The 25,290-nt window shown below is 70.5% G+C and carries 22 protein-coding genes and 1 riboswitch; of the genes, 10 read left to right on the top strand and 12 right to left on the bottom strand.

The genetic code is table 11. The features are described 5' to 3' along the window. Positions 1 to 54: 54 nt before the first annotated feature. Positions 55 to 1,794: a glycoside hydrolase family 13 protein gene (locus FNH21_RS05450; protein WP_152812861.1), complete on the top strand. Its 1,740-nt coding sequence runs from the start codon at positions 55 to 57 to the stop codon at positions 1,792 to 1,794. A gap of 106 nt (positions 1,795 to 1,900) precedes the next feature. Then, positions 1,901 to 2,914: a LacI family DNA-binding transcriptional regulator gene (locus FNH21_RS05455; protein WP_152812863.1), complete on the top strand. Its 1,014-nt coding sequence runs from the start codon at positions 1,901 to 1,903 to the stop codon at positions 2,912 to 2,914. A gap of 66 nt (positions 2,915 to 2,980) precedes the next feature. Here FNH21_RS05455 and pulA read toward each other — a convergent pair whose 3' ends face one another. Continuing rightward, positions 2,981 to 6,058: a pullulanase-type alpha-1,6-glucosidase gene (gene pulA, locus FNH21_RS05460; protein WP_152812865.1), complete on the bottom strand. Its 3,078-nt coding sequence runs from the start codon at positions 6,056 to 6,058 to the stop codon at positions 2,981 to 2,983. 146 nt (positions 6,059 to 6,204) lie between these two features. On the opposite strand from pulA, the gene FNH21_RS05465 reads away from it, so the two are divergent. Beyond that, the gene (locus FNH21_RS05465; RefSeq protein ID WP_152812867.1) at positions 6,205 to 7,248 is read left to right on the top strand and encodes a LacI family DNA-binding transcriptional regulator; all 1,044 of its coding nucleotides are present in this window, start codon (positions 6,205 to 6,207) and stop codon (positions 7,246 to 7,248) included. Here FNH21_RS05465 and FNH21_RS05470 read toward each other — a convergent pair. From FNH21_RS05470 to FNH21_RS05495, 6 genes are all read right to left on the bottom strand, one after another. Further along, positions 7,245 to 7,700, bottom strand: a complete 456-nt coding sequence (locus FNH21_RS05470) for a heat shock protein transcriptional repressor HspR (protein ID WP_152812869.1) — start codon at positions 7,698 to 7,700, stop codon at positions 7,245 to 7,247. The two genes, FNH21_RS05465 and FNH21_RS05470, sit on opposite strands and share 4 nt — an antisense overlap. A gap of 50 nt (positions 7,701 to 7,750) precedes the next feature. Then, positions 7,751 to 8,746 (bottom strand): DnaJ C-terminal domain-containing protein, encoded by a 996-nt coding sequence (locus FNH21_RS05475; RefSeq protein WP_152812871.1) that lies wholly within the window; start codon positions 8,744 to 8,746, stop codon positions 7,751 to 7,753. A 159-nt stretch (positions 8,747 to 8,905) separates the two neighbouring features. Then, positions 8,906 to 9,568, bottom strand: coding sequence for a nucleotide exchange factor GrpE (locus tag FNH21_RS05480; protein WP_152812873.1), 663 nt, complete (start codon positions 9,566 to 9,568; stop codon positions 8,906 to 8,908). Positions 9,569 to 9,570: 2 nt separating this feature from the next. Then, complete coding sequence (dnaK, locus tag FNH21_RS05485; protein ID WP_055767265.1) at positions 9,571 to 11,439, bottom strand: molecular chaperone DnaK; 1,869 nt, start codon at positions 11,437 to 11,439, stop codon at positions 9,571 to 9,573. A gap of 136 nt (positions 11,440 to 11,575) precedes the next feature. Beyond that, positions 11,576 to 12,889: a DUF2252 domain-containing protein gene (locus tag FNH21_RS05490; RefSeq protein WP_152812875.1), complete on the bottom strand. Its 1,314-nt coding sequence runs from the start codon at positions 12,887 to 12,889 to the stop codon at positions 11,576 to 11,578. Between the two features lie 124 nt (positions 12,890 to 13,013). Next, a complete protein-coding gene (locus FNH21_RS05495) occupies positions 13,014 to 13,436 on the bottom strand; it encodes an arsenate-mycothiol transferase ArsC (protein WP_152812877.1) in 423 nt (140 codons plus the stop codon). A 343-nt stretch (positions 13,437 to 13,779) separates the two neighbouring features. On the opposite strand from FNH21_RS05495, the gene FNH21_RS05500 reads away from it, so the two are divergent. Beyond that, complete coding sequence (locus FNH21_RS05500; RefSeq protein ID WP_152812879.1) at positions 13,780 to 14,001, top strand: hypothetical protein; 222 nt, start codon at positions 13,780 to 13,782, stop codon at positions 13,999 to 14,001. A 114-nt stretch (positions 14,002 to 14,115) separates the two neighbouring features. On the opposite strand, the gene FNH21_RS05505 is transcribed toward FNH21_RS05500, so the two are convergent. Further along, a complete protein-coding gene (locus FNH21_RS05505) occupies positions 14,116 to 14,829 on the bottom strand; it encodes a CHRD domain-containing protein (RefSeq protein ID WP_152812881.1) in 714 nt (237 codons plus the stop codon). A gap of 195 nt (positions 14,830 to 15,024) precedes the next feature. Between FNH21_RS05505 and FNH21_RS05510 the strand changes: the two genes are divergently transcribed. Both FNH21_RS05510 and FNH21_RS05515 read left to right on the top strand, forming a co-directional pair. Continuing rightward, positions 15,025 to 15,570, top strand: coding sequence for a sigma-70 family RNA polymerase sigma factor (locus tag FNH21_RS05510; protein WP_152812883.1), 546 nt, complete (start codon positions 15,025 to 15,027; stop codon positions 15,568 to 15,570). After that, positions 15,567 to 16,304, top strand: coding sequence for a hypothetical protein (locus FNH21_RS05515; RefSeq protein ID WP_152812885.1), 738 nt, complete (start codon positions 15,567 to 15,569; stop codon positions 16,302 to 16,304). The genes FNH21_RS05510 and FNH21_RS05515 overlap by 4 nt, the downstream gene beginning before the upstream one ends. A gap of 61 nt (positions 16,305 to 16,365) precedes the next feature. Here the strand turns inward: FNH21_RS05515 and FNH21_RS05520 are convergent, their stop codons facing one another. Beyond that, positions 16,366 to 18,003: an LCP family protein gene (locus tag FNH21_RS05520; protein WP_338403163.1), complete on the bottom strand. Its 1,638-nt coding sequence runs from the start codon at positions 18,001 to 18,003 to the stop codon at positions 16,366 to 16,368. A gap of 188 nt (positions 18,004 to 18,191) precedes the next feature. Between FNH21_RS05520 and FNH21_RS05525 the strand changes: the two genes are divergently transcribed. Beyond that, on the top strand, positions 18,192 to 19,145 hold the full coding sequence (locus FNH21_RS05525; protein ID WP_206687028.1) for a DUF368 domain-containing protein: 954 nt from the start codon (positions 18,192 to 18,194) through the stop codon (positions 19,143 to 19,145). Positions 19,146 to 19,156: 11 nt separating this feature from the next. Here FNH21_RS05525 and FNH21_RS05530 read toward each other — a convergent pair whose 3' ends face one another. Next, complete coding sequence (locus FNH21_RS05530) at positions 19,157 to 19,762, bottom strand: LysE family transporter (protein WP_191931646.1); 606 nt, start codon at positions 19,760 to 19,762, stop codon at positions 19,157 to 19,159. Positions 19,763 to 19,830: 68 nt separating this feature from the next. On the opposite strand from FNH21_RS05530, the gene FNH21_RS05535 reads away from it, so the two are divergent. Further along, complete coding sequence (locus FNH21_RS05535) at positions 19,831 to 20,733, top strand: LysR family transcriptional regulator ArgP (RefSeq protein ID WP_152812889.1); 903 nt, start codon at positions 19,831 to 19,833, stop codon at positions 20,731 to 20,733. A 71-nt stretch (positions 20,734 to 20,804) separates the two neighbouring features. Further along, a riboswitch (cyclic di-GMP riboswitch) is annotated at positions 20,805 to 20,879 on the top strand. Positions 20,880 to 21,000: 121 nt separating this feature from the next. Next, a complete protein-coding gene (locus FNH21_RS05540) occupies positions 21,001 to 21,828 on the top strand; it encodes a response regulator transcription factor (protein WP_152812891.1) in 828 nt (275 codons plus the stop codon). Between the two features lie 67 nt (positions 21,829 to 21,895). Here the strand turns inward: FNH21_RS05540 and FNH21_RS05545 are convergent, their stop codons facing one another. Both FNH21_RS05545 and FNH21_RS05550 read right to left on the bottom strand, forming a co-directional pair. Further along, complete coding sequence (locus FNH21_RS05545) at positions 21,896 to 22,228, bottom strand: hypothetical protein (RefSeq protein ID WP_152812893.1); 333 nt, start codon at positions 22,226 to 22,228, stop codon at positions 21,896 to 21,898. A gap of 320 nt (positions 22,229 to 22,548) precedes the next feature. Beyond that, on the bottom strand, positions 22,549 to 24,699 hold the full coding sequence (locus tag FNH21_RS05550; RefSeq protein ID WP_152812895.1) for an MMPL family transporter: 2,151 nt from the start codon (positions 24,697 to 24,699) through the stop codon (positions 22,549 to 22,551). Between the two features lie 100 nt (positions 24,700 to 24,799). On the opposite strand from FNH21_RS05550, the gene FNH21_RS05555 reads away from it, so the two are divergent. Next, the gene (locus tag FNH21_RS05555; protein ID WP_152814086.1) at positions 24,800 to 25,270 is read left to right on the top strand and encodes a MarR family winged helix-turn-helix transcriptional regulator; all 471 of its coding nucleotides are present in this window, start codon (positions 24,800 to 24,802) and stop codon (positions 25,268 to 25,270) included. The last annotated feature ends 20 nt before the right edge of the window (positions 25,271 to 25,290 follow it).

Genomic DNA, 25,290 nt, shown 5'->3' on the forward strand with positions numbered 1-25,290 from the left:
TGATGGTTGGAAACGCTTCCAGAACATGGCCGGTGTGGGCTTAGGATGGTCCGCATGCCCGAGATCGCCCCCCTGCTCGGCGAGACCCTGACCTCGCCCACCGCCTTCCACGCTCCGCTGCACGCACCGCACGAGGAGGACCAGTGGTGGCGTTCCTCCGTGATCTACCAGGTCTATCCCCGTTCCTTCCGTGATTCCAACGGTGACGGCACGGGCGATCTGCCGGGGATCACCGGCGAACTCGCGCGCCTGGCGGAGCTGAGCATCGATGCCGTCTGGCTCTCGCCGTTCTACACCTCGCCCCAGCGCGACGGCGGCTACGATGTGGCCGACTACTGCGACGTCGACCCGCGGTTCGGCACGCTGGACGACTTCGACGCCCTCGTCGGGCGGGCGGACGAGCTCGGGATCCGCGTGATCGTGGATCTCGTCCCCAACCACTGCTCCAGCGACCACGCCCTCTTCCAGTCCGCCCTCGCCGCACCCGCCGGCTCCCCCGAGCGCGCGATGTTCATCTTCCGCGACGGCCGCGGCGAGGACGGCAGCATCCCGCCGAACAACTGGCAGTCCCACTTCGGCGGACCGGCGTGGACACGGACCGCCGCTGCGGACGGCGCGCCCGGCCAGTGGTACCTGCACCTCTTCGACTCCTCGCAGCCCGACTTCGACTGGGACAACCCGGCCGTGCGCGCGGAGTTCGAGCGTGTCCTGCGTTTCTGGCTGGACCGCGGCGTCGGCGGCTTCCGCGTGGACGTGGCGCACGCCCTCATCAAGGCCGAGGGGCTGCCCGACTGGGGCGGACGCGCCGACGGCGGCTCCACCGAGGGCTTCCCCGGCTGGGAGGCACCGATGTTCGGCCAGGACGAGGTGCACGCGATCTACCGCCGGTGGCGGGCGATCCTCGCCGAGTACGACGGCGAACGCATCCTCTGCGCCGAGGCCTCGATCGATCCCCTGCCCCGGCTGACCGACTGGGTCCGCGCGGACGAGATGCACCAGGCGTTCAACTTCGCCTACCTGCACCACCCGTGGAACGCCCACGCCCTGCGGGACGTCATCTCCTCCTCGCTCACGGCCTTCGACGCCGTGGCGGCGCCCACCACCTGGGTGCTCAGCAACCACGACGTCGTCCGGCACACCAGTCGCTTCGGCCTCACCGACGGGACCCCGCGTGGTGGTGACGGGATCGGGCACGGTGACCCCCAGCCCGACCTCCACACCGGCCTCGCCCGCGCCAGGGCGGCGTCGCTCGCCATGTTCGCCCTGCCCGGCGGCATCTACCTCTACCAGGGCGAGGAGCTCGGTCTCCCCGACCACACCTCCATGCCCGACGACGCCCGCCAGGATCCGACCTTCGCCCGGACCGGCGGCGAGCGGATCGGCCGTGACGGGTGCCGCGTGCCGCTGCCGTGGCGCGCGGACCAGCCCTCCTCAGGGTTCGGCGGGGCGGACTCGACCGCAGCGCCGTGGCTCCCCCAGCCCGAGGGCTGGGCCGGGTTCGCCCGCGACGTCCAGGCTGCGGACCCGGATTCCACCCTGTCCCTCTACCGCACGGCGCTGCAGCTGCGGCGGGATCTGCGCCTCGGTGCGGGATCACTGAGCTGGTCCCGGCCGTTCGAGCAGAGCGACGTCGTCGCCTTCCTCAACGGCGAGGTACTCGTGGTCCTCAACATGGGTGAGTTCGCCGCCCCCCTGCCTCCCGGCACGGTCATCGCGGCCAGCACGCCCGGCGCGGTGGAGGACGGCCTGCTGGTGCCGGATGCCTGCGTCTGGATCCTGAGCACCGCCGGATAGCGGATCGGCGCCCGATCCGGGATGATCGGGCGGGGCACGCCGACCGGCGCGCCCTTCATCGTCACGTGCCGGTCCAACCGGCCGGGAGTGCAGACCCAGGGGGACCATGGCCGGGATCAAGGATGTCGCCGAACTGGCCGGCGTCTCCACGGCCACCGTCTCCCGTGCCCTCAGCGGGAACGGGCGCGTGTCCGAGCGGGCCCGTGCCCGCGTGCTGCAGGCCGCGAAGGAACTCGACTTCGTGGTCAGCTCGACGGCGTCGTCCCTCGCCTCGGGTCGGCACCGCAACATCGGCGTCGTCGTGCCGTCCGTGGCCCGCTGGTACTACTCCCAGATCCTCGACAGCGTGGCCGCATCCCTCCTCGAGGCGGGGTACGACCTCACGCTCTACAACCTGAACGAGGACGCCGGGTCCCGGGACCGCGTCCTGTCGGAGTTCCTGCTGCGGCAGCGGTGCGACGGCGTCATCCCCGTCTCGCTCGAGCTGAGCCGTGACGAACTGGGCCAGCTCCTGGCGGTCGGGAAGCCGGTCGTGGGCATCGGGGGCCCGCTGCCCGGAGCCGAGACCTACAGCGTCAACGACCACGAGATCGCCGAACTGGCCACCGAGCACCTCATCACGCTCGGGCACCGCAGGATCGCCCACATCGGCGGGTCGGACGCCTTCGAGAACGACTTCCGCATCTCCGGCACCCGGCGGCACGGCTACGAGTCGGCCATGGCCGCCGCGGGGCTCACCATCCTCGACTCCTGGCGGATCGACGGCGACTTCACCATCCAGGGCGGCTACGCCCAGGCCAAGCAGCTGCTCGGGTATCCGCGGGACACCCCCACCGCGGTGTTCTGCGCCTCCGACGAGATGGCCATCGGCGCCATCCTCGCCGCGCGCGAACTGGGACTGCGCGTCCCCGAGGACGTCTCGGTCATCGGGATCGACGGGCACGAGCTCGGCGAGGCCCTCGGCCTGACGACGGTCGCGCAGTTCCCGCAGGAGCAGGGCCGGCGGGCCGTCGAGCGGCTCCTGCAGATCCTGCAGGAACCGGACGCGCACCGGCCGACGAACCATGCCGCGCGGACCGCCCTGATCATCCGCTCCAGCACGTCCGTCCCGAAACCCTGAGACACAGCCGTCACCGCACGACGAAGGCCCGGCCCCCGTGCGGGAGCCGGGCCTTCCCGGGCAGGGTCAGCGGGCCTCGAAGACCGCGACCGTCCGTGCCGGGACCGTGAACGTGCCGTCGGCGGCGGCGGTCGCCCCACGGACGACGTCGTCGCTCCCCTCCGCCTGGACGGCGTGCAGGGCGAAGCCGGTTCCGGCGGCAGCAGGGACCTGCTGCACCGTGGCGTCGTCGGACGCGTTGAAGACGACGACGATGCCTTTCCGCCCGGAGTCGACGTCCGGACCGACGGTGTCGTCGAGGTGCATGACGATCACGCCGGGTGTCTGGTCGGCACCGCTGCCCGGGAAGGACAGCTTCTGCTGCACGAGGTCCGCCGTGCCGAGGCTGAACAGCGGACTGCCCTGCCGGATGGCGAGCAGCTCCTGCGCCTGCAGCCGGGCCGCCTCGATGTCCGCCGCGGTCGGCTTGAGGGCGGGATCGGCGAGCAGCGGCTGCATGAAGGCGTATTTGTCCTCGTTGTCCGCCCGGGGCGGGAGGCCCCTGCCGAAGCCGTTGTCGGTGCCCGTGTGGTCGAGGACGTTGAACCAGTCGCCGGAATCGTAGCTGTTGCGATCCAGCGACTTGCTGCGGAGCGACTCACCGCCCGCGTGCCAGAAGGAGATGCCCTGGCCGAGCGCCGTCGTCGAGAGCGCCAGGGTCTGCATCCGGATCCGGTCCGCCATCGCGGTGTCCGTGGGCAGCTTGAAGGCCAGGGCGTCGAACAGCGTCTCGTTGTCGTGCGCTTCGACGTAGGTGATCGCCTCCTGCGGGTCGGCGGTGTACCCGGCGGGTGAGCCGTTGTAGTCGACGCCGGCGCCGGTCACCTCGTTGCCGAGGCGGTCCGTGAACCGGTAGTCCCTGAGGTTGCCGGTCAGTCCCACGCGGATCTGGTCCTGGGACAGCAGCAGGCGGGCCCGCTGCTCCTCCTCCGTACCGTTCCCCTCGACGCCGTTGGGGTCGGTGAGCAGGCCGGAGGCGAAGCCCTGGATCCGGGGGTCGCCGTCGAACGGACCGCCGCCGCGCACGGCATCACGCAGGCGGTCGTTGAACGTGCCGATGCCCGTGCCGGCCATGGTGGTTTGCGTCGCCTGCTCGAACCGGGCGTTGTCGGCCACCTCACCGAAGTTCCAGCCCTCGCCGTACAGGTAGACGGATGTCCCGTCGACGCCGTCGCGCTTGAGCGTCAGCTCGTCGAGGGCCGCCCGGACGTCGAGGATGTTCTGCTTGGAGTGGTGTCCCATGAGGTCGAAGCGGAAGCCGTCGAGCTTGTACGTCCTGGCGAGCGTGACGATGGAGTCCACCATCAGCTTGCCCATCATGGTGTGCTCGGTGGCGGTGTTGGGGCAGCAGGTCGAGGTCTCCACGGCGCCCGATGCGGGGTTCAGCCGGTGGTAGTAGCCGGGCACGATCCGGTCCAGGTTGTTGGTCGAGGACTGGCCCGCGCCCGCGGTGTGGTTGTAGACGACGTCCTGGATCACACGGAGCCCCGCGGTGTTCAGCGACGAGACCATGGTGCGGAACTCGGCGATGCGGGTCCCGTCCGACGGATCGGTCGAGTAGGAGCCCTCGGGCGTGGTGTAGTGCAGCGGGTCGTACCCCCAGTTGAAGCCGTCCTGGCCGGCCACGGCCGAGACGCACTCCTGCTGTTCCGTGCCGTCGGGCGCGAAGGAAGCGAGATCGCAGCCGGGCTCCGCCTGGAGCGCGCGCTCCTCCTCGATGGTGCCGATGTCGTTCACCGGGAGCAGGTGCACGGCGTTCAGGCCACTGGACGCGAGTTCCGAGAGCCGCGTCATGCCGTCGCTGTCGGAGCGCCCGAAGGCCGCGTAGGTGCCACGCTCGGCCTCGGGCACCGTGGTGTCGGTGATCGAGAAGTCGCGCACGTGCAGTTCGTAGACGGACAGTTGCTCCGGTTTCTGCATGGCCGGCTTGGCGAGGCGCGACCATGACGTCGGCATGAGCGCGGGATCCTCGAGGTCCACGATCAGGGACCGCTCGGAGTTCGTCGACAGGCCCACGCTGTAGGGGTCGGTGACGATGTTGTGCTCGACGGCACCGGTCTCGGGGACGAAGACCTCGACGTCGTACACGTAGTACGCGCCCTTCCAGTCCTTCTCGCCCTTGACGCTCCACACGCCGTCCTTGCCCGCACGCAGCGCGCGCGTGGCGATCGGGCTGCCGCCCGTACCCTCCCGGAAGACCCGGACCGAGACGCTGCGGGCGGTCGGAGCCCACAGGTCCAGCTGGGGCTTCGTGCCCTTCCAGCTGAGGCCGAGCTCCTGCCGCGCCGCACCGGCGTAGAGGCTGTCCAGCACCCCCGGCACCTGCACGCCGGTGGCGGCCAGGACGGAGCCGTCCGGCGCGAGGGCAGCGAGCAGCAGCTGCCCCTTGAGGAGCTCACCTGCCTTCCGCGCGTCCTTCTTCCCGAGCGTGAGGGTGGTGAAGGAGGAGAGGTGCGGGTGCGTGGCGGCGAGCTCGGGGGCGAGCTCCGAACCGCTCACCGAGAGATCGAGGGACGCGCCCCCGACGACGGCGCCGTCCTCGACCGCCAGGCCGCCCTCGGGCGCCGAGTACAGGCGGTACCGCGTGCCCTCGGGGAGGTCCACGTCCAAGGCGAGCGTCCCGGGGGTGAGCCAGTGCCCGGCCATGGTCGCCGTCGGGGCCGCGGGGACGTCGCTGGAGATCACGTGCGTACGGTGGTCGTAGGTGAAGGTGACGGGGCCGCCGGGAGCTTCGAGGGCCAGGTTCGCACCACCCGCCGCTCCGCCCGCACCGTAGTTCTCGCCCCATGCATCGTTCAGCGCCACCTTGTACTCGTAGGAGCCCGCGGGGACGTCGAAGGTCGCCGTCCAGGTGTCCGGTGATCCGGGCTCGGGGACAAGTCTTGTCGCTGTGCACTCGGGCTGCCAGTCGCCGGGGCAGCCGATTTCCGATTGCAGCGAACCGACGAGGGCCACCGTGCCCGGGACGGCTGTGTGGTCCGCGAGCGCCGGAGCGGGCGTCAGGATGGCGAGGAGGGGCAGGGAGAGGACGACGGCGGCCAGCCGGGACGCGCGCGTGGCAGCGGGCCCCCGTGCCGGCCGGGCCGTGGCGTCGAGGAGTGTCATGGTGGTCCTTCCCCGACCACGCGTCGCTGCGCGGCCGGACTGTCCAGGAGTGGTCCTCCCGACCCTAGGGAGGGGCATGTCTTGGCGTCAAGCAACTTTCACGAAAAGTTTCTACAGCCGAATGCCGCCTGCGCTAGATTGACCTCATGACTTCCGAGACCCGGATCGACCGCCCCCGACTGGACGACGTCGCCCGGACGGCCGGCGTCAGCGTGCCCACCGTCTCACGGGTGCTGAACGGCAAGGGCGGCGCCTCGCAGGAGACCCGGCAGGCGGTGCTCGCGGCCATGGACAGCCTGGGCTACGAGCGCCCGGCACGGACGGCAGGCCGGTCGAAGGGGCAGATCGGCGTCGTGGTGCCTGATCTCGTCAATCCCGTCTTCCCGGCGTTCGCGGGTGCGATCGCCGCCCTGCTGGCACCGAACGACTACATCCCCGCCCTCTGCACGCTGCCCGGCGGTGGCATCACGGAGGACGAGTACGTGGCCCTGATGCTGGACCAGGGCGTCAGCGGCATCATCTTCGTCTGCGCCGCGCACTCGGACGGTCGGGCGAGCGTGGAGCGCTACCGCCGGCTGCGTGGCCGCGTGCCGTTCGTGCTGGTCAACGGCGCCCGCCCGGAGATCGACGCTCCTTCCGTCTCGAACGACGACGCCACCGCCATCCGGACCGCGGTCCGCCACCTCGTGGCGCAGGGGCACCAGCGCGTGGGGTTCGCGACGGGCTCGGACCGGTTCATCCCGAGCCGCCGGAAGCTCGAGGGCTTCCGTGCCGGGCTCCTCCAGTTCCTCGGCGAGGACGATGCCGATCCGCACATCGCGACGAGCATGTTCACCATCGAAGGAGGCCAGAGTGCCGCTGACGAACTGATCGACAGCGGTCACACGGGCATCGTCTGCGCCTCGGACATCATGGCGCTCGGCGCGATGCGTGCGGCGCAGACGCGCGGGCTCAGAGTCCCCGAGGACATCTCGGTGGTCGGCTTCGACGACTCACCGCTCATGGCTTTCACCGACCCGCCCCTGACCACGCTCCGGCAGAACATCTCCGCGATGGCGGAGGCCGCCGTGCACGCCCTCGTCACCGAACTCGCCGGGGACCGCACCTCCCGCTCGGACATCCTCTTCCAGGCGGACCTCGTGGTCCGTGGCTCGACGGGAGCGGGACCGGCGGTCCGGACCGCGTCCTAGTTCGCGGCGCGCAGGGGCAGCTGCGCCAGAGGAGGCCGGACGGCCTCCGGTCGCCAGACCACGACGGCCTGGCTCCGCGGGCGCGGACGCTGCCCACGCGCGAGGGTGACGACGTCGCCCGCGAGGCCGGCGGCGAAGACGCGCCCCGACTCGGCCTGCACGCGCCGCTGCGCGAGTTCCGCCGTCAGCTCGCCCACGCGGGACCGGAGCGCCGCGACCTGGTTCTCGAGGTCGAGGATGCGGCGGATACCCTCGAGGGACACGCCCTCCTGGGAGAGCCGCTGGATCTCCCGCAGGGTCCCGACGTCCTTCTGGGAGTAGCGCCGCGCCCGTCCCGGGGCACGGCTGGGCGTGACGAGTCCCAGCCGGTCGTACTGCCGCAGCGTCTGCGGGTGCATGTCGGCGAGCTCCGCGGCCACGGAGATGACGTACACGGGCATCGTGTAGTCCATCGGTGGCCTCCTTCCGTGCCGGTCCTCCCGGCGTTCGCTCAAATGTACTGTTACAGGCGCGCCTTCGCGGCCAGGCCGTCTCGGGGGTCGGCGTCCTTCGTCGCGTCCCTGAACGCCTCGACGGCCGCTTCTGCCTCCTTGGACAGATTCTGCGGCACCACCACCTCGACGGTCACCAGCAGGTCTCCCGTGGTCTTCGACGTCTTCACACCACGGCCCTTGAGGCGGAGGGTACGGCCCGACGGCGTCCCCGCGGGGATGCGCATCTTCACGAGCTCGCCGGTGAGGGTCGGGACCTCGATCTGCGCTCCGAGGGCGGCCTCGGGGAACGTGACGGGCACGGTCAGGCGTATGGTGTCCCCGTCGCGCTTGAACAGCGGGTGCTCCTTGACGGACACCGTGACCATGAGGTCGCCCGGGCCCGCCTGGCCGGGCTGGCCCTTGCCCTTGACCCGGACCTTCTGTCCATCGCGGATACCGGCGGGGATCCGTACGTCGATCTGCTCGCCCGAGGGCTCCCGCAGGCCGATCGTGGTGCCGTTGATCGCGCCGGCGAAGGAGATGGAGGTGCTGGCCGTACGGTCCGCGCCCTTCTGCGGGCGGGACTGCTGGAAGCCGCCGGGGAAGCTGCTGCCTCCCATCCCGCCGCTGCCGAAGAGATCGGCGAACTCCGGGGGGAGGTTGCTGTTCGAGAACCCTGTGCGCTCGCGCGGCCCTGCGCCCTGGCCGAAGAGGTTGCCGAAGATGTCCTCGAACCCGGCGCCGCCTCCCGCGCCCCCACCCGGACCACCGGCGGAGAATCGGGCGCCCCCGCCCATGGCACGGATGGCGTCGTACTGCTGGCGCTGCTCGGCGTCGGACAGGACGGAATAGGCCTCCGACACGTCCTTGAACATGCGCTCGGACCCGGCATCGCCCTGGTTCTGGTCGGGGTGGTGCTTGCGGGCGAGCTTGCGGTACGCCTTCTTGATGTCGGCGTCGGACGCATCTTTGGAGACACCCAGGATCTTGTAGAAATCCTTGTCGACCCAATCCTGACTAGCCAATTGGCGTCTCCTTCCGTAGTTCTTCGAATAAAGAGGTGAGTAATCGGCGGGAGCCGGGGCAGTCCCCTAGGAAGGCGGCTTCAATATTCCAAGGGCCGCCAGGCCCGCAGGAATTTCGTTGCCGCCGTTCGGGGGCTGTCCCGGCTCTCATGGTGCTGATTACTCCGGAACCGCCACGATGACCTGGGCGGCCCGGAGGACGCGCTCGCCCTTACGGTAGCCGGCGCGGAGGATCTGGCTGACACTGTCGGCCTGCACGTCGGCACTCGGCTGCTGCATGAGCGCCTCGTGGACGTTCGGGTCGAACGCGACGCCGACCTCGTCGATCCGGGTGAGCTCGTACGCCTTGAGGACGTTCTCGAGCTTGCCGGCGATCGCCGCGAACGGGCCCCCGGCGAGGTCGCCGTGCTGGCGTGCTGCGTCGATGTCGTCGAGGACGGGCATCAGCGAGTTGAGCACGCCGATGACCGCCTGGTCACGGGCGACGTCCCGGTCACGCTCGACACGGCGCCGGTAGTTGACGTATTCCGCCTGGAGCCGGAGGAGGTCGTTCCGCAGTTCCGCGACGACATCCACGGCCGGATTGCTCCCGCCGTCGTCGCCCGCCTCATTGAGGATGGCCTCGGCCTGGGCCAGGGCATCCCCCTCGGAGGCGTCGCCCGAGGGCTCTGCCTGCTCCCCGGCCACGGAATCCTCCGCAGCCGGGGCGCCGGCATCGTTCTGCTGCCCACGGACTTCGCCTGTTTCCGGGTCGATCTTCCGGTTGTCGCGGAAGCTCACCGGCTCCGACTGGTGCTCTTCTTCATTTCCGTGGTGCGGCATGACTACTTCTTCTCGTTGTCGTCGTCGACGACCTCGGCGTCGACGATGTCCTCGTCGGAGCCCTCGGCCGTCGGCTGGTCGTCGGCGGGTGCGCCACCGGCCTGGCCCGCGTCCTGCTGGGCCGAGGCGTAGATCGCTTCGCCGAGCTTGGACTGGGATGCCTGCAGCTTCTCGAAGGCCGACTTCACCTCGTCGTCGTTGTCCTGCGACTCGAGCGCCTTCTTGAGGGCGTCGACGTCGGCCTGGACCTCCGTCCTGACCTCCTCGGGCAGCTTGTCCGCGTTGTCGGCGATGAGCTTGTCCACCGAGTAGGCGAGCTGCTCGGCTCCGTTACGGACGTCGGCCGCCTCGCGGCGCTTCTTGTCCTCTGCTGCATGCTCCTCGGCCTCGCGGACCATGCGCTCGATGTCCTCCTTGGAGAGCGAGGAACCACCGGTGATGGTCATCGACTGCTCGGTGCCCGTGCCCTTGTCCTTCGCGGACACGTGGACGATGCCGTTGGCGTCGATGTCGAAGGTGACCTCGACCTGCGGCACCCCGCGGGGGGCCGGTGCGATGCCGGTCAGCTCGAAGGTGCCCAGCGGCTTGTTGTCGCGGGTGAACTCGCGCTCGCCCTGGAAGACCTGGATGGCCACGGACGGCTGGTTGTCGTCCGCCGTCGTGAAGGTCTCGCTGCGCTTGGTCGGGATGGCCGTGTTGCGCTCGATGAGCTTGGTCATCATTCCGCCCTTGGTCTCGATGCCGAGGGACAGCGGGGTGACGTCGATGAGCAGGACGTCCTTGCGCTCGCCCTTGAGGACGCCGGCCTGCAGTGCGGCACCGACGGCCACGACCTCGTCCGGGTTGACCCCCTTGTTGGGCTCCTTGCCGCCTGCGAGCTCCTTGACGAGCTCACCGACCGCGGGCATACGCGTGGATCCGCCGACCAGGACGATGTGGTCGATGTCGGCGACCTTGATCCCGGCCTCGGCGATGACGTCGTTGAACGGCTTCTTGGTGCGGTCCAGCAGGTCCTTGGTCAGGTCCTGGAACTTGGCACGCGAGAGGTGCTCGTCGAGGTGGACGGGACCGTCCGCCGTGACGGAGAGGTACTGCAGCGAGATGTTGGTGGAGGTGGCCGAGGAGAGTTCCTTCTTGGCCTGCTCCGCAGCCTCCTTCAGACGCTGCAGGGCGATCTTGTCCTTGGACAGGTCCGCACCCTTGGCCTTGGCCTGCGACAGCAGGTAGTCGACCACGCGCTGGTCCCAGTCGTCGCCGCCGAGCCGGTTGTCACCGGCGGTGGAGCGGACCTGGATGGTGGAGAAGGCGTCCTCGTCCTTGCCCACCTCGAGGAGCGAGACGTCGAACGTTCCGCCGCCGAGGTCGAAGACGAGGATGAGCTCGTCCTCCTTGCCCTTGTCGAGCCCGTAGGCGAGGGCGGCCGCGGTGGGCTCGTTGACGATGCGCAGGACCTTCAGGCCCGCGATCTCGCCGGCCTCCTTGGTGGCCTGGCGCTCGGCGTCGTTGAAGTAGGCGGGCACGGTGATGACGGCGTCCGTGACCTTCTCGCCGAGGTAGCTCTCGGCGTCGGTCTTCAGCTTCTGCAGCGTGCGCGCGGAGATCTCCTGCGCGGTGTACTTCTTGCCGTCGATGTCGACGTTCCAGTCGGTGCCCATGTGGCGCTTGACCGACGCGATGGTGCGGTCGATGTTGTTGACGGCCTGGCGCTTGGCGATCTCGCCGACCAGCACCTCGCCGGACTTGGAGAATGCGACGATCGACGGCGTGGTGCGGGCGCCCTCGGCGTTCGCGATGACGGTGGGCTCGCCGCCTTCGAGGACCGAGACGACCGAGTTGGTGGTTCCGAGGTCAATACCTACTGCACGTGACATGCAATTTCCTTTCGACTGCCCGGGATTTGCGAGGCGCTCATCCGCCGGGCGCGTAGATTGAGCGTTCTGCACTCAACTATAGGCCCAGCGGGCTCGGGCACCAAATCACCTTGAGTCGGGTCGGCTCAACTTCTCCTCAGGCGGCCGGGACAGCGGTGATCAGGCCTTCCCGGAAGGCATCCACGAAGAGGGCGTGGTCCTGCCGGACGGTGTTCGCATAGGACTCCCCGAACTCGACGATGTCCTCGATGAATCCGCCCCGCGAGCGCTCGACGGCGGCGAGGATGGCCGTCTCGGTGCGGAAGGGGACGAGGTCGTGGTCGCTGTCCTCGTCGGTGGAGCAGTGGATCTTCGCCGTCGCCTGGCCGAGGGCCTCCAGCACGGGCGCCATCTGCTCGGGCTCCGTCAGGTCCTCCCAGGAGAGGTCGCGCTTGTAGGGGGACAGCTCCGACACCACGTAGGAGACGCCGCGGATGGACGTGTACCCGAGGAAGGGATCCGTGTGGGTCTGCAGCGAACGCTGGCTGACGACGGCACGGTGCCCGTCGTCCTCGAAGTAGTCACGCACGCGCTGGTCGTGGACGATCCTGCTGGGAGCGGCGATGGTGGACTGCTTCATGGTCAGGACGATGTCGTTCTCCTGGGCCTCGTCGAAGCCCTCGATCAGGACGTTGTAGGTCGGCAGGCCCGCGCTGCCGATGCCGAAGCCCTTCTTCCCGACGATCCCCTTGACGCGGTAGAAGATCCGGCGACGGGACCGTTCGCCGGCAGGGATGGTGCGCAGGTACTGCTGGAACGCCTCGGCCACGTCCGCGTACTCGCCGTCGTCGAGCGACCTGATGGAGCCGTCGTCGCGGAACTGGCGTTCGTCGTCCTCGATGACGGTCAGGGAATCGAGCAGCCGGGTCCGCCGGGCGGCGCGGGCCTGTTGGAGGACGCGGTGGATGGTCCCCTCGGTGTTGTCGAGGCCGAAGGCGAAGGTGGACTGCTCGTCGTCGACGTAGTCCGCGACACGTCGCAGGTAGGCCTCGAGGTAGATCCCGGCGAGGTCGCGAACGGCCCGGGACGGCAGGGCCTTCTGCCAGCAGAGGAGCGTCAGTGAGGCGACGAAGCGGCGCAGGTCCCAGGAGAAATGTCCCACGTAAGCTTCGTCGAAATCGTTGACGTCGAAGGTCAGGCGGCCCTCGTTGCTCATGTAGGTACCGAAGTTCTCGGCGTGCAGGTCCCCATGGATCCAGACGCGACCCGTCCGCTCGTCGGCCCAGGCGTCGTCGAGGCCTGCCATGTCCGTGTAGAAGAGGGACGCACTGCCGCGGTAGAAGGCGTACGGGTCCGCCGCCATCTTCCGGAACCGTGCCCGGAAGGCGAGCGGATCGACACCCATCAGGTCCTGGTGGGCCTCGACGAGCGTGTCGACGATGTGCTGCTGACGGGTATCGGTGGCTGCCATCCGCCCACGGTACGCGCGTTCCCTGCCGGACGGCCGGGATCGGGCCCGGAACGGCCGGTGGAAGCGACCGGTGGGGACTCCCGCGCAGGTCGGCGGGTGCAGGACGGGCCCGTCCGCCGAGGTCCTACCGGCGGGTGAGGGTGGCGTGCAGGGCGGTGACGCGTTCGAGGATGTCGTCCCGGATCAGGCGCATGCGCTCGATCCCCTCGATGCCGCGCTCGCTGGGCTCGTCCGTCTCCCAGCGCTCGTAGAGCGTGCCGTCGACCTCGTCGACCTGCGCCTCGGCGCCGAGGACGACGACGAGGTCCGCCCGCTCCTGGTCCTCGCGGGTGATCCGGCGGGGCACGTTCCGGCTGATGTCGATCCCCAGCTCGGCCAGGGCCTCCGCGGAGAGGCCGTTGACGGCGGACCCGGGCTGCGACCCGGCGGAGGCACTGGTGACAGCACCCCCGGCCACCCTGTCCATGAGGCCGGCCGCCATCTGTGACTTGCCCCCGTTCTTGACGCACACGAACAGGACCGAGGGTGCGGCTGCCTTGAAGCTCATCGGGGTACTCACTTCTGCTCTGGAGGTCGGGGATCAGGGGTCGGGGATCAGAGGCCGGGGATCAGCAAACGTGACGGGCCGGTTCATGACGTGGAACGCGGCGCTCGACGTCCCGGGCCAGCATATGCACCGTCGACTGCACCGTCGACTGCACCGTCGACTGCACCGTCGACGATCATCGATGCCTCTCCCGGGAGGACGGCGCACGGCCCGGCGTCGGGAGTCCTCTGCCCGCTCTCCCTCCGGCAGCCCCGCTCCTGGTCCGCTCCGGGCTCGTCGGGAACGTCCGCGGCTCGGCCCGCTCCCCTGGCCGCAGCCCGCGGTGCCGGGGCATACTGCGGTCATGGAACTCGAAGAGTGGTGGGCAGCCGTCCTGCCGGAGACGCGGCAGTGGCTGGGCGATCACAACGGTGAGGCACTCTCCCCCGAGGTGGCCGCGGACATCAGCCGCGTGGGCGGCCTGATCGCCGCCGACCCCTGGTGGATCGGAGAGCGCGGGCCCGACGGCGTCTTCCTCTCCGATGCGGCGACCGACTGGATCGAAGCCCGCGCCAACGGGGAGTGACGCCGGGGCGGCCGCGGTCGTCACCGACGCGGCGGACCTCCCGTGCTCCTGCACCGCCGATGATGAAGGGAGCCGGCCCCGACGGACATCGCGGCCGGCCCCCTCCGGCATCCCCTAGGCGACGCCGGCGCGACGGCGGACCAGCACCGCACCGCCGATACCTGCTCCCACCAGCGCCAGCGCGCCGAGGGCCAGAGGCGCGGTCGACTTCGGCGCCGGGACCGGCGCCGACACGACGCCGGTGTCCACGCCGCCCATCGGCAGAGCCGTCAGCTGACCCCGGACCGCACCCGGAACGAAGCTCGATGTGTGCGTGTCGGCCGAGAAGCCGGCGGGGTCGGACTCGAGCTGCTTGAGGGAGAAGCCCCCGCCCGTGTCCGCACCGCTGTCACCCGTCAGTCCCGTGGTGAAAGGGCCCTGCAGGCAGCCCGAACCCGTCAGGGTCCCCTCGCCCGCGGGATTCGGGAAGGCGATGCGGGGCGGGCCGTTCTTCCCCGCCGCGGTCTGGTGGATGTGGGTCGAGGTCTTCGCCATGCTCTGGAACGGGGGTGTGACGCCGTCGAGCGTGATGTCGTAGCAGATGATCTCGAGGTCCGAGTTGATCATGAAGTTGAACGTGCCGGTGGCGCCGGGCTCACCCGGGGCGGGTGCGCCGTCCGGGCCGATCACGTTGCCCGGGAGCGCCGCGACGGTGTAGGCACTGGTGAAGGAGTCCGGCCGGTCGACGGCCGTCTCCGCGGACGCGGGCGCAGCACCCATCGCCGTCACGAGCGCCGCTGTCCCTACGATGCCCGACAGCCCGGCGATCCTCTTCGTGGTCCTCTGCATGGTGTCCCTTCCGATGTGCGCGCCGCGGATCGGTGCGCCTGCGAAGGTATACTCGCGCTTGCGTCCGGGCGTTCATCGCCGCGGACGGACCGTCGTCGTCGTGGACTAATTGGACGTCGCGGACGAACCGGTGAACGTTTCACCACCCCCGAGCGGTATCCCCTTCGCACCCACTTCTGCGGACAGGCGGACACGATGCTCGGGACGACGGCTCGGAGGGCGGATTCAATCAGGGACGACGCCGGCACCTTCGACGTGCGGGAGGCCTTCGACGAGCACGGCCGTGGCCTCTACGCCTTCGCGTACAACAGCACGCGCGACGGCGGCATGGCCGAGGAATGCGTGCAGGAGACCTTCGTCCGGGCCTGGCGGGCACGGGCCAGCTACCGGCCCGACCGCGGGTCCGAGCGGACCTGGCTGTTCGCGATAGCCCGGAACGTGGTCATCGACCAGCTGCGTGCCCGGCAAAGACGGCCCACACCGGTCACCGACGACCACCTGCAGGCGTCCGCCACCGTGGTCTCGGAGACGGGACCGGCCGATGACCGGATCGTGCTGTACGGCGGGCTGGCGCGGTTGAGCCGGGAACACCGCGAGGTGATCGTCGCGGTCCAGCTGCAGGGTATGACCTACCTCCAGCTCGAGAGGCACACGGGCGTTCCCGCGGCGACGCTGCGCACACGGATGTTCTACGGACTGAGAGCGCTGAAGGAAGCACTGCGCGAGGAGGAGGAGCAATGAGCGATCAGCATGCGCGCCGGGAGGCACTGCTCGCGGCTGCCCTCGCCGGTGATCTCCACGGCGACGAGCAGCGCGACTTCGACCTCGCGTGCGCCGCGGATCCGACCCTGGCGGACGAGCTGCAGGAGCTCAGGGACCTCACTCGGCGGCTGGACCGCGCGGACCTGACCTGGGAGGAACCACCGCTGCCGCCCGGCCTCGCCGAACGCGTCTCCCTGGCCACGGGTGCGTCTCCCGCCGGTCCCGCCGAGGAAACCGCTCCGTCCCGCTCCCGACGCACCGGCAGCAGAAGGCTCACGTCCGGGACCCGCCCGCGCCGCCTGCAGTTCTCACTGGCAGCGGCCGGACTCGTGGTGGCCGGCGCGCTCGGGGGGCAGGCCCTGACGGGAGCCCTGCAGGCTCCCCCGGACGGCCCGCCCGGGACGCTCGGCGCACTCGAGGACGTCACCTTCTCGGAGCAGCCCGCCGGAACCACCGTCGACGCCGCTCTCGTGGCGCACACCTGGGGCACGGAGACGGTCCTCGAACTGGACGGACTCGCCGTCGGGGAGGAGTTCGAGGTGGTGCTGGTGGGTGACGACGGCGAGGAGTACCTCTCCGGCACCTTCCTCGGGGCGGACCGCACGGTCACCTGCCGGATGAACGCCGCGGTGCTGCGCGAGGACGTGTCCCAGCTCCAGATCCGCGACGGTGGGGGCGCCGTGGTCGCGGTGTCCGACGTCGTCCTGCTCTGACCGGAGGACCACGGAGGACGGCGGGCGGGACGACGCCCGCGCCGCCGCCGCCGTCCGGCGGTCAGCCGAACGGGTTGGTGTCCTGGCAGGACACCTGATCGGCGGTCTGGTTGATGGCACCCGATACGTCGGGGCCGGCGACCTGGTCCAGTCCACCTGCGGCGTCCGCGCCGACATACACCTGCACACCGTAGACCGAGGGATCAGGAGTAGCGATCGACGCCGGCAGCCCGAGCAGGGCGGCGATGGCCCGTGCCTCCTCCTCGAAGCCCTCGCCGTAGTAGATGCCGGTGAGGGGCGTCGCGGGGGCGAGCATGCTCCCGGCCCCGGCGTAGCCGGCCCCGGTCAGCGCCGGGACGAGTGACGCGACGACGCTTGCGCCGCCTGTTCCGTCCGCGACGACCACGGGGACCGAGGAGGCTTCGGGCAGCGGACCGGCGTCGGGACTCGCGGTCGGGTCGGTGCTCCCGGCCGTGGGAGCACCCTCCGAGGGAACGTCCGTCGAGGGAACGTCCGCCGCGGGCGTCGTCAGGTCGGCACTGGACCGGAGTGCGGCGAAGAGTTCGGAGGCGAGGGGTTCGTCCAGCACCAGGCGGTTGGGATCAGCGGCCGGCACCGTGGGGACGGCGATGAACGCGACCTTCGCCGGGTCGATGTCCTTCAACCGGTTCCCGATGGTGACCATCGCGGGAACGGAGGCCAGGCCCCTGTCCACGGTGAGGTTGCTGGTCAGGGCGTCGGCGATCCCGAGCAGTCGCTGCGGGTTCCCGAGAGTCCCCTCGTCCTTGATCTTCCGGGTGAGCGAACCGAGGAAGGCCTGCTGCGCCTGGATCCGGCCGAGGTCGCCGCCGTCACCGAACGCCGCACGGGCCCGCAGGAACGCCAGGGCCTGCTCGCCCTGGACGCTCGAGGTCCCGGCCGGCAGCTTCAGACCGGACTTCGGCTCGTCGATCGCCTGGGTGACACAGACGTCCACTCCTCCGACGGCGTCGGAGAGCTCGGTGACCGCGTTGAAGTCAGCCAGCATGAAGTGGTCCACCTCGAGCCCCGTGACCTCGTTGACGGTGTCCACCGCGCACCCCGGACCGGCGTCCCGCATGGCGCTGTTGATCATCTCGCCGGACCTCCCGCCGAACGAGCCGCCGCCCTGCCCGTCCGTGCAGGCGGGGATGTCCACGAGGAGGTCCCGCGGGAAGCTGAGGACGTTGACGTGCTGGTTGTCCGCCGAGATGTCGAGCAGCATCATGACGTCCGCCTGCCCGTAGCCCGAGGAGTCGTCCTCCGCGCCGTAGGCCGCATTCGATCCGCTCCGCGTGTCCGACCCCAGGACCAGGATCTGCAGCCGGTCGGTGCGGTCGTCCACCCCGGACCCCGAGGTCCCGGTGGCGCTGAGGTCGAGGCTGTCGACGTTGGTCGCCAGTCGCACCGCCCAGTACCCGCCGAACACGACGACGGCCGTCACGAGAGCGATCACGGCCACCGCCACGGGACGCAGCCACCGGGGACGACCGCCGTCCACGTCGTCGAGGCCGCGGCCGGAGCGGTGCTCGTCGTGGCGCTCGGCACGGTGCTCGTCGTTGTGCTCGGCCCGGTGCTCCTCGTGGCGCTCGGCTCTGCCCGGCACGCGTGCCCCCTGGCCGGGATCAGAGGGTCCGACGGGTCGGTCCGCCGGCGGGGGCTGGTCGGGCAGGTGCGTCACGCGGGTTCCTTCGGGTCCGGGCAGCACGAGGCGAGCCGGCGGGAGCAGGGGAAGCTGACACGGTAGCAGCAGCGTCTGGGTGTTCCATGGGACGCGGGACGCCGATGCGTGATGCCTCACAGACGGCCGCCTCACCCCGTCCGAGGTGGATCGGGGGATGCCGCGGCCGTACGGTGAGGAGAATGGCCTTGCACCCGACACCCAGCAGCCCTGTTCCTCCGAACCCCTCGCTGCGCGCACTGCCCAGCTTCCTGCAGGGAGCCCTGATCGGTCTGGTGGAACTGGTGCCGGGGGTCTCGGGAGGCACCATGGCCCTCGTCCTCGGCATCTACGACCGCCTCATCGCCTCGGCCGACCACGCGGTCCACGCCGTGACCGCCCTCCTCGGCGGGAAGGGCCGGGCGGCGTCCCGCACGCATCTCCATGCCGTCGAATGGCGGCTGGTGCTGCCCCTGGCCATCGGGATGGCCGTGGCGCTCCTCACGCTGGCCGGACCGCTGCATGCCTTCGTCGACACGCAACCCGTGATCGCCCGGGCCCTCTTCCTCGGCATGGTGCTCGCGAGCCTGCTGGTCCCGCTGTCCATGGTCACGCGGCTGCTCCCGCCTCGTCCCGCACCGTGGGCCCTGGCCGTGTTCGTGGTGGTGGTCGTCGCTGTCGGCGTCTTCCTCGGACTGGGACTGCCGACCCTGCAGGTGGGCGAGCCACAGGGGTGGGTGCTCGTCCTCAGCGGTGCCGCCGCGGTCTGCGCACTGGTGCTGCCCGGCCTCTCCGGCTCCTTCATCCTGCTCACGATCGGCCTGTACGAGCCGACCCTCGAGGCCGCGAGCACCCGCGACATCGGCTACCTCGCACTCTTCGCCGGTGGCGCGGTCCTCGGGCTCGCGACAGTGGTGCGTGGCCTGGCCTATCTCCTGCGTGCGAGGAGGCGCGCAACACTGCTCATCGCCACCGGCCTGATCCTGGGTTCCGCGCGCGCCCTGTGGCCGTGGCAGGACGGGACGGCTCTCCTCGCCCCGGACCCCGGTGCGTGGGCCGCTTCCCTCGCCGTGTTCGTGGCCGGTGCCGCCGTCGTCGTCGTGCTGTGGCTGTGGGACCGGCAGGCCCAGGCGCGTCGCGCGCCGCAGCGACCGCCGGCCTGACGGTCCGCCCCCTACCGGACCACGAGGAGGACGGCGAGGACCAGCATGACGACGGCGATCAGGGCGTCGAGCACGCGCCACGCCCCCGGACGCGCGAACAGCGGGGCGAGGAAGCGCGCCCCCGCGCCGAGTGCTGTGAACCAGACGATGCTGCCCAGGCCCGCGCCGGCGGCGAACCACCACCGGCCGGTGGGGCCGTGCGTCCCCGCCAGGGAGCCGAGCAGCAACACGGTGTCGAGGTACACATGGGGATTGAGCCAGGTCAGGGCGAGGCAGGTGCCGAGCGCTGCCCGCCACGACGTCGTCGCGGCGCCCCCGGCGGTGTCGAGGGTCCCGCCCCGGACCGCCCTGCGTGCGGCAAGGACGGCATAGCCGGTGAGGAAGGCCGCGCCCGCCCAGCGGATCACCTCGAGCAGCACCGGCGCCCCCTCGATCAAAGCGCCGAGGCCGCCGACGCCGAGCCCGATCAGCAGGAGATCCGACAGGGCACACACCGCCACGACCAGGGCCACGTGGGAGCGTCGGAGGCCCTGGCGCAGCACGAAGGCGTTCTGCGATCCGATGGCGACGATGAGGGTCAGGCCGGCAGCGAAGCCGGTGGCGGCAGTGGTGATCACCTGATCAACCTAGAAGGGGGCACCGCGTAAGACCAGCTAAAGCTTCTTCAGCATGGTAAGAAGTGCTCATGACACATGTCGACCCTGCACAGGCGCAGGCGCTCGCCGCGATCGTGGGCGGAGGCAGCTTCGAGGCCGCGGCTGCCACGCTCTCCATCACCCCGTCGGCGGTGAGCCAGCGGATCCGCGCCCTGGAGGTCGCCGTCGGGCGACCCGTCATCACGCGGGCCCGGCCGCTCCGGGCCACCGACGCCGGACAGGCGGTGGTGCGGTTCGCCCGGCAGCTCGAACTGCTCACCGCCGACCTCTCGGACGAGCTCGCCGCGGAGGACCAGCGGAGCCGGCAGCACATCACGATCGTGGTCAACGGCGATTCCCTCCACACCTGGGTTCTGCCCGCCCTCGCCCCGATCGCGGAGACGCTCCAGATCGAGATCCTCCGGGAGGACCAGGACCACTCGCTCGACTTCCTGCGCAGCGGCGCGGCAGCGGCGGCCATCACGTCGGTCGCGGCGCCGGTCCAGGGCTGTTCCTCCCACCCGCTCGGCATCATGCGCTACGTCCCGGTGAGCACTCGCAGCTTCCGTGAGGCCTGGTTCCCGGACGGCGCGACGCCGGAGGCGCTGGCAAAGGCCCCCGTCATCGTCTTCGACCGGAAGGACGACCTGCAGGACGCGTATCTCCGCTCACGCATCCGGTACACCGGGGACGCTCCACGCCACCACGTTCCCGCGGCCGAGGAGTTCGCGGAGGCCATCCGCCTGGGCATGGGCTGGGGCCTGGTGTCGGAACTGGAGTTGCACCGGGATCGCGGGGACCTCCTCCCGTTCGACGACGACGGGCACCTGGACGTCCCTCTCCACTGGCAGCAGTGGCGCCATGGCTCGACGGCGCTCACGGCCGTCGGATCGGCCGTGCGACGCGGCGCTGCGCTGCTCCGGCAGCCCGGGACGGGGAGGGCGGAGCGGTGACGGGGCGTGGTGGAGGGAGCGATCCCACGGCGTCGGTGCGGGTTGCTAAAATCGTGGAGCGGGCAGCCGCCCGTCGACAAAGGCAAACCCGGTGCGAGCCGGGGACGCAAAGCCACGGGACCCACGCGGTCAGCCGGGCCGCCGAAGAGAACAGGTCTCGCACCATGGCACGGACATCCGCCGTCACTTCCGCCCTCCCGTCCGCCCGGCAAGCGGAGCACCCGTCCGGAGCGGCGCTGCTGCCCCCCGAGACGAAGGTCGCAGCCCATGAATAGCGTCGCTGCCGGTGACCGCCGCGCAGCGGTCGTGATCGAGGACGACCTCGACATCCGCAACCTGCTGTGTGCCGTCCTCGAGCAGGGCGGCTTCGCGGCAAGCGGTGCCGCGACGGGCCGCGAGGGTGTGGACGCCGTGCGGCAGGAACATCCGGCGGTCGTCACGCTCGACATCGGCCTCCCCGACATCGACGGGTACGAGGTGCTGCGCCGCATCCGCACGACGTCGGACTGCTACGTGATCGTCCTGAGTGGCCGCACGGACGAGATGGACATCCTCACCGCGCTCCAGGCCGGCGCGGACGACTACGTCCTGAAGCCCTTCCGGCCGCGGGAGCTGAGGGCACGGATCGACGCGATGCTACGCCGGCCCCGCATCGGCCAGCCGGTGGCTCCCCCTGCGTCCGTCACCCCCGGAGCATCCGGCGGCACCGCGCCTGCCTCGCCGGCCACCACCGAGGCTCCGGCGGGTGCGGCGGCGGGCCTCCTCCGCAACGGCAACCTGGTGCTGGACGGCGAGGCCCGCACGGCGACCTGCTCGGGCGTCGAACTCCCGCTCACCAAGACCGAGTTCAACCTCCTGCACGAGCTGCTGCGCAGCAACGGCGCGGTGCGCACCAAGGAAGAGCTGGTGCGCGTATCCCGCGGCAGGGAGTACCGGGGCTACAACTTCGTCAGCCGCACGGACGAGCGCGCCATCGAGGTGCACATCGCGAACCTGCGGCAGAAGCTGGCCCGGACGTCGGGGGACCCGGATCTCATCACCACGGTGCGCGGCGTCGGCTTCAGGATCATGCCGAGGAGTTCGACCTCCCGTTAGCCGTGGGCTCGAACGCCCCTGGCGCCGAGCGGCGTCTGCGGCCGACCGGCACCGCACGGGGGCCGGGCTAGGGTGCGGCGCCCGTGCTCCCCTTCGGGTAGACACGCTCGAGCTCGGTGACGGTGTCCGCCGCGCAGGCACGGAGCAGCGCGAGCGAGATCAGGGCGTCGTCGAGGTCGTCCGCCGCGATCAGGCGCTGCATCCGGAGCGAGGCCTGCGTGAGGCGCACGGCGCCCACCATGGCCGACGACGTCGTGACGCTGAGCACCGCGTCCGCCGCGCCCATGGCATCGCCGCCCTGCAGCCGGACGTCCAGCCGGTCGATCTTCCCCTCGAGCGTCGAGCAGAAGTCGTGGGCGAACCGGCTGACGACGGCGGGATCGTCGAAATCGCTCCTCATGTCCTCCAGGACCGCCGGCACCAGCAGCGGAGCAGCCTTGCCCGGCGCGCCCGTGACCGGGACGGCTTCACTCCTGGGGGGTGCCGTCCCGCTGTCCTGGTGCTGACCAGGACCTGACGGAGTCGAGTGGATGGGCACAGTCCAAGGGTAGCGACAGCGGGATACGAGGGTGCGGAACCACCCGGTTCTTGCGCAAAGCTTGCGGAAGGCCCGGGACGCTGGGTGCCGGGCGCCGCCGGGCCGCGGAGGAGCCGGTGCACGTGGCGACACGGAGGGACCGCCGGAGCTCACCCGGACGGCCCCTCCGCGGGCGGCGACCGCTAGCGGGGCGAGGGGATCTTCCCGAGCTTGGACGGCCACCAGATCGCCGGCCCGATGTCGTAGGCCAGGGCCGGGATGAGCAGCGAGCGCACCAGCACGGTGTCCAGCAGGACGCCGAACGCCACGACGAAGGCGATCTGCGCGAGGAACAGGATCGGGATGACCCCGAGGGCCGCGAAGGTCGCGGCCAGGACGACGCCCGCCGACGTGATGACGCCTCCCGTGACCCCGAGACCGCGGAGGATCCCCGGCCGGGTCCCGATGCGCAGCGACTCCTCCCTGACGCGGGTCATCAGGAAGATGTTGTAGTCCACGCCGAGCGCCACGAGGAACACGAAGGCGAAGAGCGGCACCGAAGCGTCCGCTCCCTCGAACCCGAACACGTTGTTGAACACGAATGCGGAGACGCCGAGCGCCGTCGCATTGGAGAGCGCCACACTGGCCACGAGCAGCACGGGCGCCAGCACCGAGCGCAGCAGGATGACGAGGACCACGAGGATGACGAGCAGGACGATCGGGATGATCTTGACGAGATCCGCCAGCGCGGTGTCGTTCGTGTCGATCGCCACCGCTGTCACGCCGCCGACGAGCGCATCCGGGCTGGCGTCGTCGAGCGCGGTCCGTAGATCCCGCACCACGTCCTCCGCCCGGTCCGAGTCCGCCTGGTACTCGAGCGTGCCGCTGATGAGCACCCGGCCGTCCTCGACGACGGCGGCACCGGTCGGATCTGCCGTGAGGCTCGCGTCGGCGATGCCCTCCTGGGCACGCACGGTGTCGAGCGCAGCATCCTGATCCCGCTCCGGCGCCACGACGTAGACGGGGCTGCCGGAACCCGCGTCGAAGTGCCGGCCGAGCGCCTCCTGGCCGTCCACGGCGTTGGAGGGCGCCAGGATCAGTGCGGACTGCGGTACACCGCTGGCCTGCAGCTGAGAGAGCCCGAGGGCGCCCGCGACGAGGATGAGCAGAGAGGCGATCCAGAGGACGCGAGGACGGCGTGCCACCTGCAGAGCCACACGCTTCCAGATGCCCTTCAGCCGCTCGAGGCCGGTTTCGGCACCGGCATCGGTCGGCGCGGCGTGCTTGCCGTGGTGGGGGGCGACGGCGACCGCGAGCCGGGCATCGTAGCGCGGCCGCAGCGGCCAGAACGCGCCGCGCCCGAACAGCAGCAGGAGTGCAGGCAGGAGCGTCAGCGCCGCAGCCAGGGAGAAGGCGATCCCGATGGCCGCGATGGGCCCGAGACTCCTGTTCGAGTTGAGGTCCGAGAAGAGCAGGCAGAGCAGGCCCAGGATCACCGTGGCGCCCGAGGCCAGGATGGGTTCGACCGATCCGCGGTAGGCCACGCGCATCGCGTCCCACCTGGTCTCGTTCTCCGCGAGCGCCTCCCGGAACCGCGCGACGAGCAGCAGCGCGTAGTCGGTGGCGGCACCGATCACGAGGATGGACAGGATGCCCTGGCTCTGTCCGCTCAGCTGGATCCAGTCGAGCTTCGCGAAGGCGAAGACCAGCAGGATGGACGTCGCGAGGGCGAAGACGGAGGTCAGCAGGACGAGGAACGGCAGCACCACGGAACGGTAGACGGCGAGCAGGATGACGAAGACCGCGCCGAGCGCCACCCCCAGCAGGATCCCGTCGATACCGCCGAAGGCCTCCACGAGGTCGTTGGTGAAGCCGGCGGGCCCCGTGACGTAGCCCGCGACGCCGTCGGGCAGCTCGTCCGCGAGGACCTGCCGCAGTTCCGTGACCACCTCCGCGAGCTCGGCGTCCGGGGAGACGAACGCGATGTACTGGACGGCGAAGCCGTCCTCCGAGGGGATGGGACCGGCGACCGCGGGAGCGCCCTCCGCCGGCGGCTCCAGCCCCTCGACGGCGCCGAGCGTGGCACCGAGGTTCTCGTAGGTCCCGAGCTCCTCCTGCGGGATCGCCGTCTCCGACTCCGCCACGATGACCGCCGGGATGGCCCCCGAGTCACTGAACTGCTGCTGCAGTTCCCCGGCCTCGGTGGACTCGGCGCTCGCGGGCAGGAACGATGCCTGGTCGTTGCTCGACACTTCCTCGAGCCGCCCGAACGTCGGCCCTCCCACCGCAGCGCCCACCAGCCAGATCAGAACGACGACGACGGGCAGCAGGACCCTCAACCACGTACTTCTCATGAATTTCCACGCCTTCCTAAGGGTATCTCTACAGCAGAGTATATCTATGATGGAGATAATTGGAACCGGCCTAAGCTGGAGGAGAGGAAGGCGAGGAATGATGGCGGCACGGGAAGACCTCATGGCACTCATGCGCCAGTTCACCGTGGAGACCGACCGCTACGTGGACGTCGCGAGCAACCGCGACAGCCTCTACCGCACCGACCTGCACGCCCTGAGCATCATGATGGGCGCCGCCCGGGCCGGGCTCACCGTCACGCCGGGCCTCCTCCGTGAGGAACTCAACCTCAGTTCGCCCGCCACCACGGCGCTCGTGGACCGGCTCGACTCCGCCGGGCACGTGACGAGGCGGCGCAGTGACGTGGATCGGCGCCAGGTCCACCTCGAGATGACGGAGAAGGCGCGCGCCACGGGCGCCATGCTCTTCGCTCCCCTGGGCCGCCACATCACCGGCGTCCTCGACCAGTACTCCGGGGAGGAGCTGGCACTGCTGCGCGACATGATGCAGAAGGTGACGGACGCGACGGTCGCCGCGACGATCGAGGCGCGCGACGACACAGCGGCTGACTGAGGACCGTCCCCGCGCTACGC

Origin of the sequence: Arthrobacter bussei, assembly GCF_009377195.2 — a bacterium.
In the GTDB taxonomy this organism is placed as follows: Bacteria; Actinomycetota; Actinomycetes; order Actinomycetales; family Micrococcaceae; genus Arthrobacter_D; species Arthrobacter_D bussei.

Excerpts from the sequence above, each read along its gene's own strand:
- FNH21_RS05450 (WP_152812861.1), top strand. The coding sequence starts at position 55 with ATGCCCGAGATCGCCCCCCTGCTCGGCGAGACCCTGACCTCGCCCACC.
- FNH21_RS05455 (WP_152812863.1), top strand. The coding sequence starts at position 1,901 with ATGGCCGGGATCAAGGATGTCGCCGAACTGGCCGGCGTCTCCACGGCC.
- pulA (WP_152812865.1), bottom strand. The coding sequence starts at position 6,058 with ATGACACTCCTCGACGCCACGGCCCGGCCGGCACGGGGGCCCGCTGCC.
- FNH21_RS05465 (WP_152812867.1), top strand. The coding sequence starts at position 6,205 with ATGACTTCCGAGACCCGGATCGACCGCCCCCGACTGGACGACGTCGCC.
- FNH21_RS05470 (WP_152812869.1), bottom strand. The coding sequence starts at position 7,700 with ATGGACTACACGATGCCCGTGTACGTCATCTCCGTGGCCGCGGAGCTC.
- FNH21_RS05480 (WP_152812873.1), bottom strand. The coding sequence starts at position 9,568 with ATGCCGCACCACGGAAATGAAGAAGAGCACCAGTCGGAGCCGGTGAGC.
- dnaK (WP_055767265.1), bottom strand. The coding sequence starts at position 11,439 with ATGTCACGTGCAGTAGGTATTGACCTCGGAACCACCAACTCGGTCGTC.
- FNH21_RS05490 (WP_152812875.1), bottom strand. The coding sequence starts at position 12,889 with ATGGCAGCCACCGATACCCGTCAGCAGCACATCGTCGACACGCTCGTC.
- FNH21_RS05495 (WP_152812877.1), bottom strand. The coding sequence starts at position 13,436 with ATGAGCTTCAAGGCAGCCGCACCCTCGGTCCTGTTCGTGTGCGTCAAG.
- FNH21_RS05500 (WP_152812879.1), top strand. The coding sequence starts at position 13,780 with ATGGAACTCGAAGAGTGGTGGGCAGCCGTCCTGCCGGAGACGCGGCAG.
- FNH21_RS05505 (WP_152812881.1), bottom strand. The coding sequence starts at position 14,829 with ATGCAGAGGACCACGAAGAGGATCGCCGGGCTGTCGGGCATCGTAGGG.
- FNH21_RS05510 (WP_152812883.1), top strand. The coding sequence starts at position 15,025 with ATGCTCGGGACGACGGCTCGGAGGGCGGATTCAATCAGGGACGACGCC.
- FNH21_RS05515 (WP_152812885.1), top strand. The coding sequence starts at position 15,567 with ATGAGCGATCAGCATGCGCGCCGGGAGGCACTGCTCGCGGCTGCCCTC.
- FNH21_RS05535 (WP_152812889.1), top strand. The coding sequence starts at position 19,831 with ATGACACATGTCGACCCTGCACAGGCGCAGGCGCTCGCCGCGATCGTG.
- FNH21_RS05540 (WP_152812891.1), top strand. The coding sequence starts at position 21,001 with ATGAATAGCGTCGCTGCCGGTGACCGCCGCGCAGCGGTCGTGATCGAG.
- FNH21_RS05545 (WP_152812893.1), bottom strand. The coding sequence starts at position 22,228 with ATGAGGAGCGATTTCGACGATCCCGCCGTCGTCAGCCGGTTCGCCCAC.
- FNH21_RS05550 (WP_152812895.1), bottom strand. The coding sequence starts at position 24,699 with ATGAGAAGTACGTGGTTGAGGGTCCTGCTGCCCGTCGTCGTCGTTCTG.
- FNH21_RS05555 (WP_152814086.1), top strand. The coding sequence starts at position 24,800 with ATGGCGGCACGGGAAGACCTCATGGCACTCATGCGCCAGTTCACCGTG.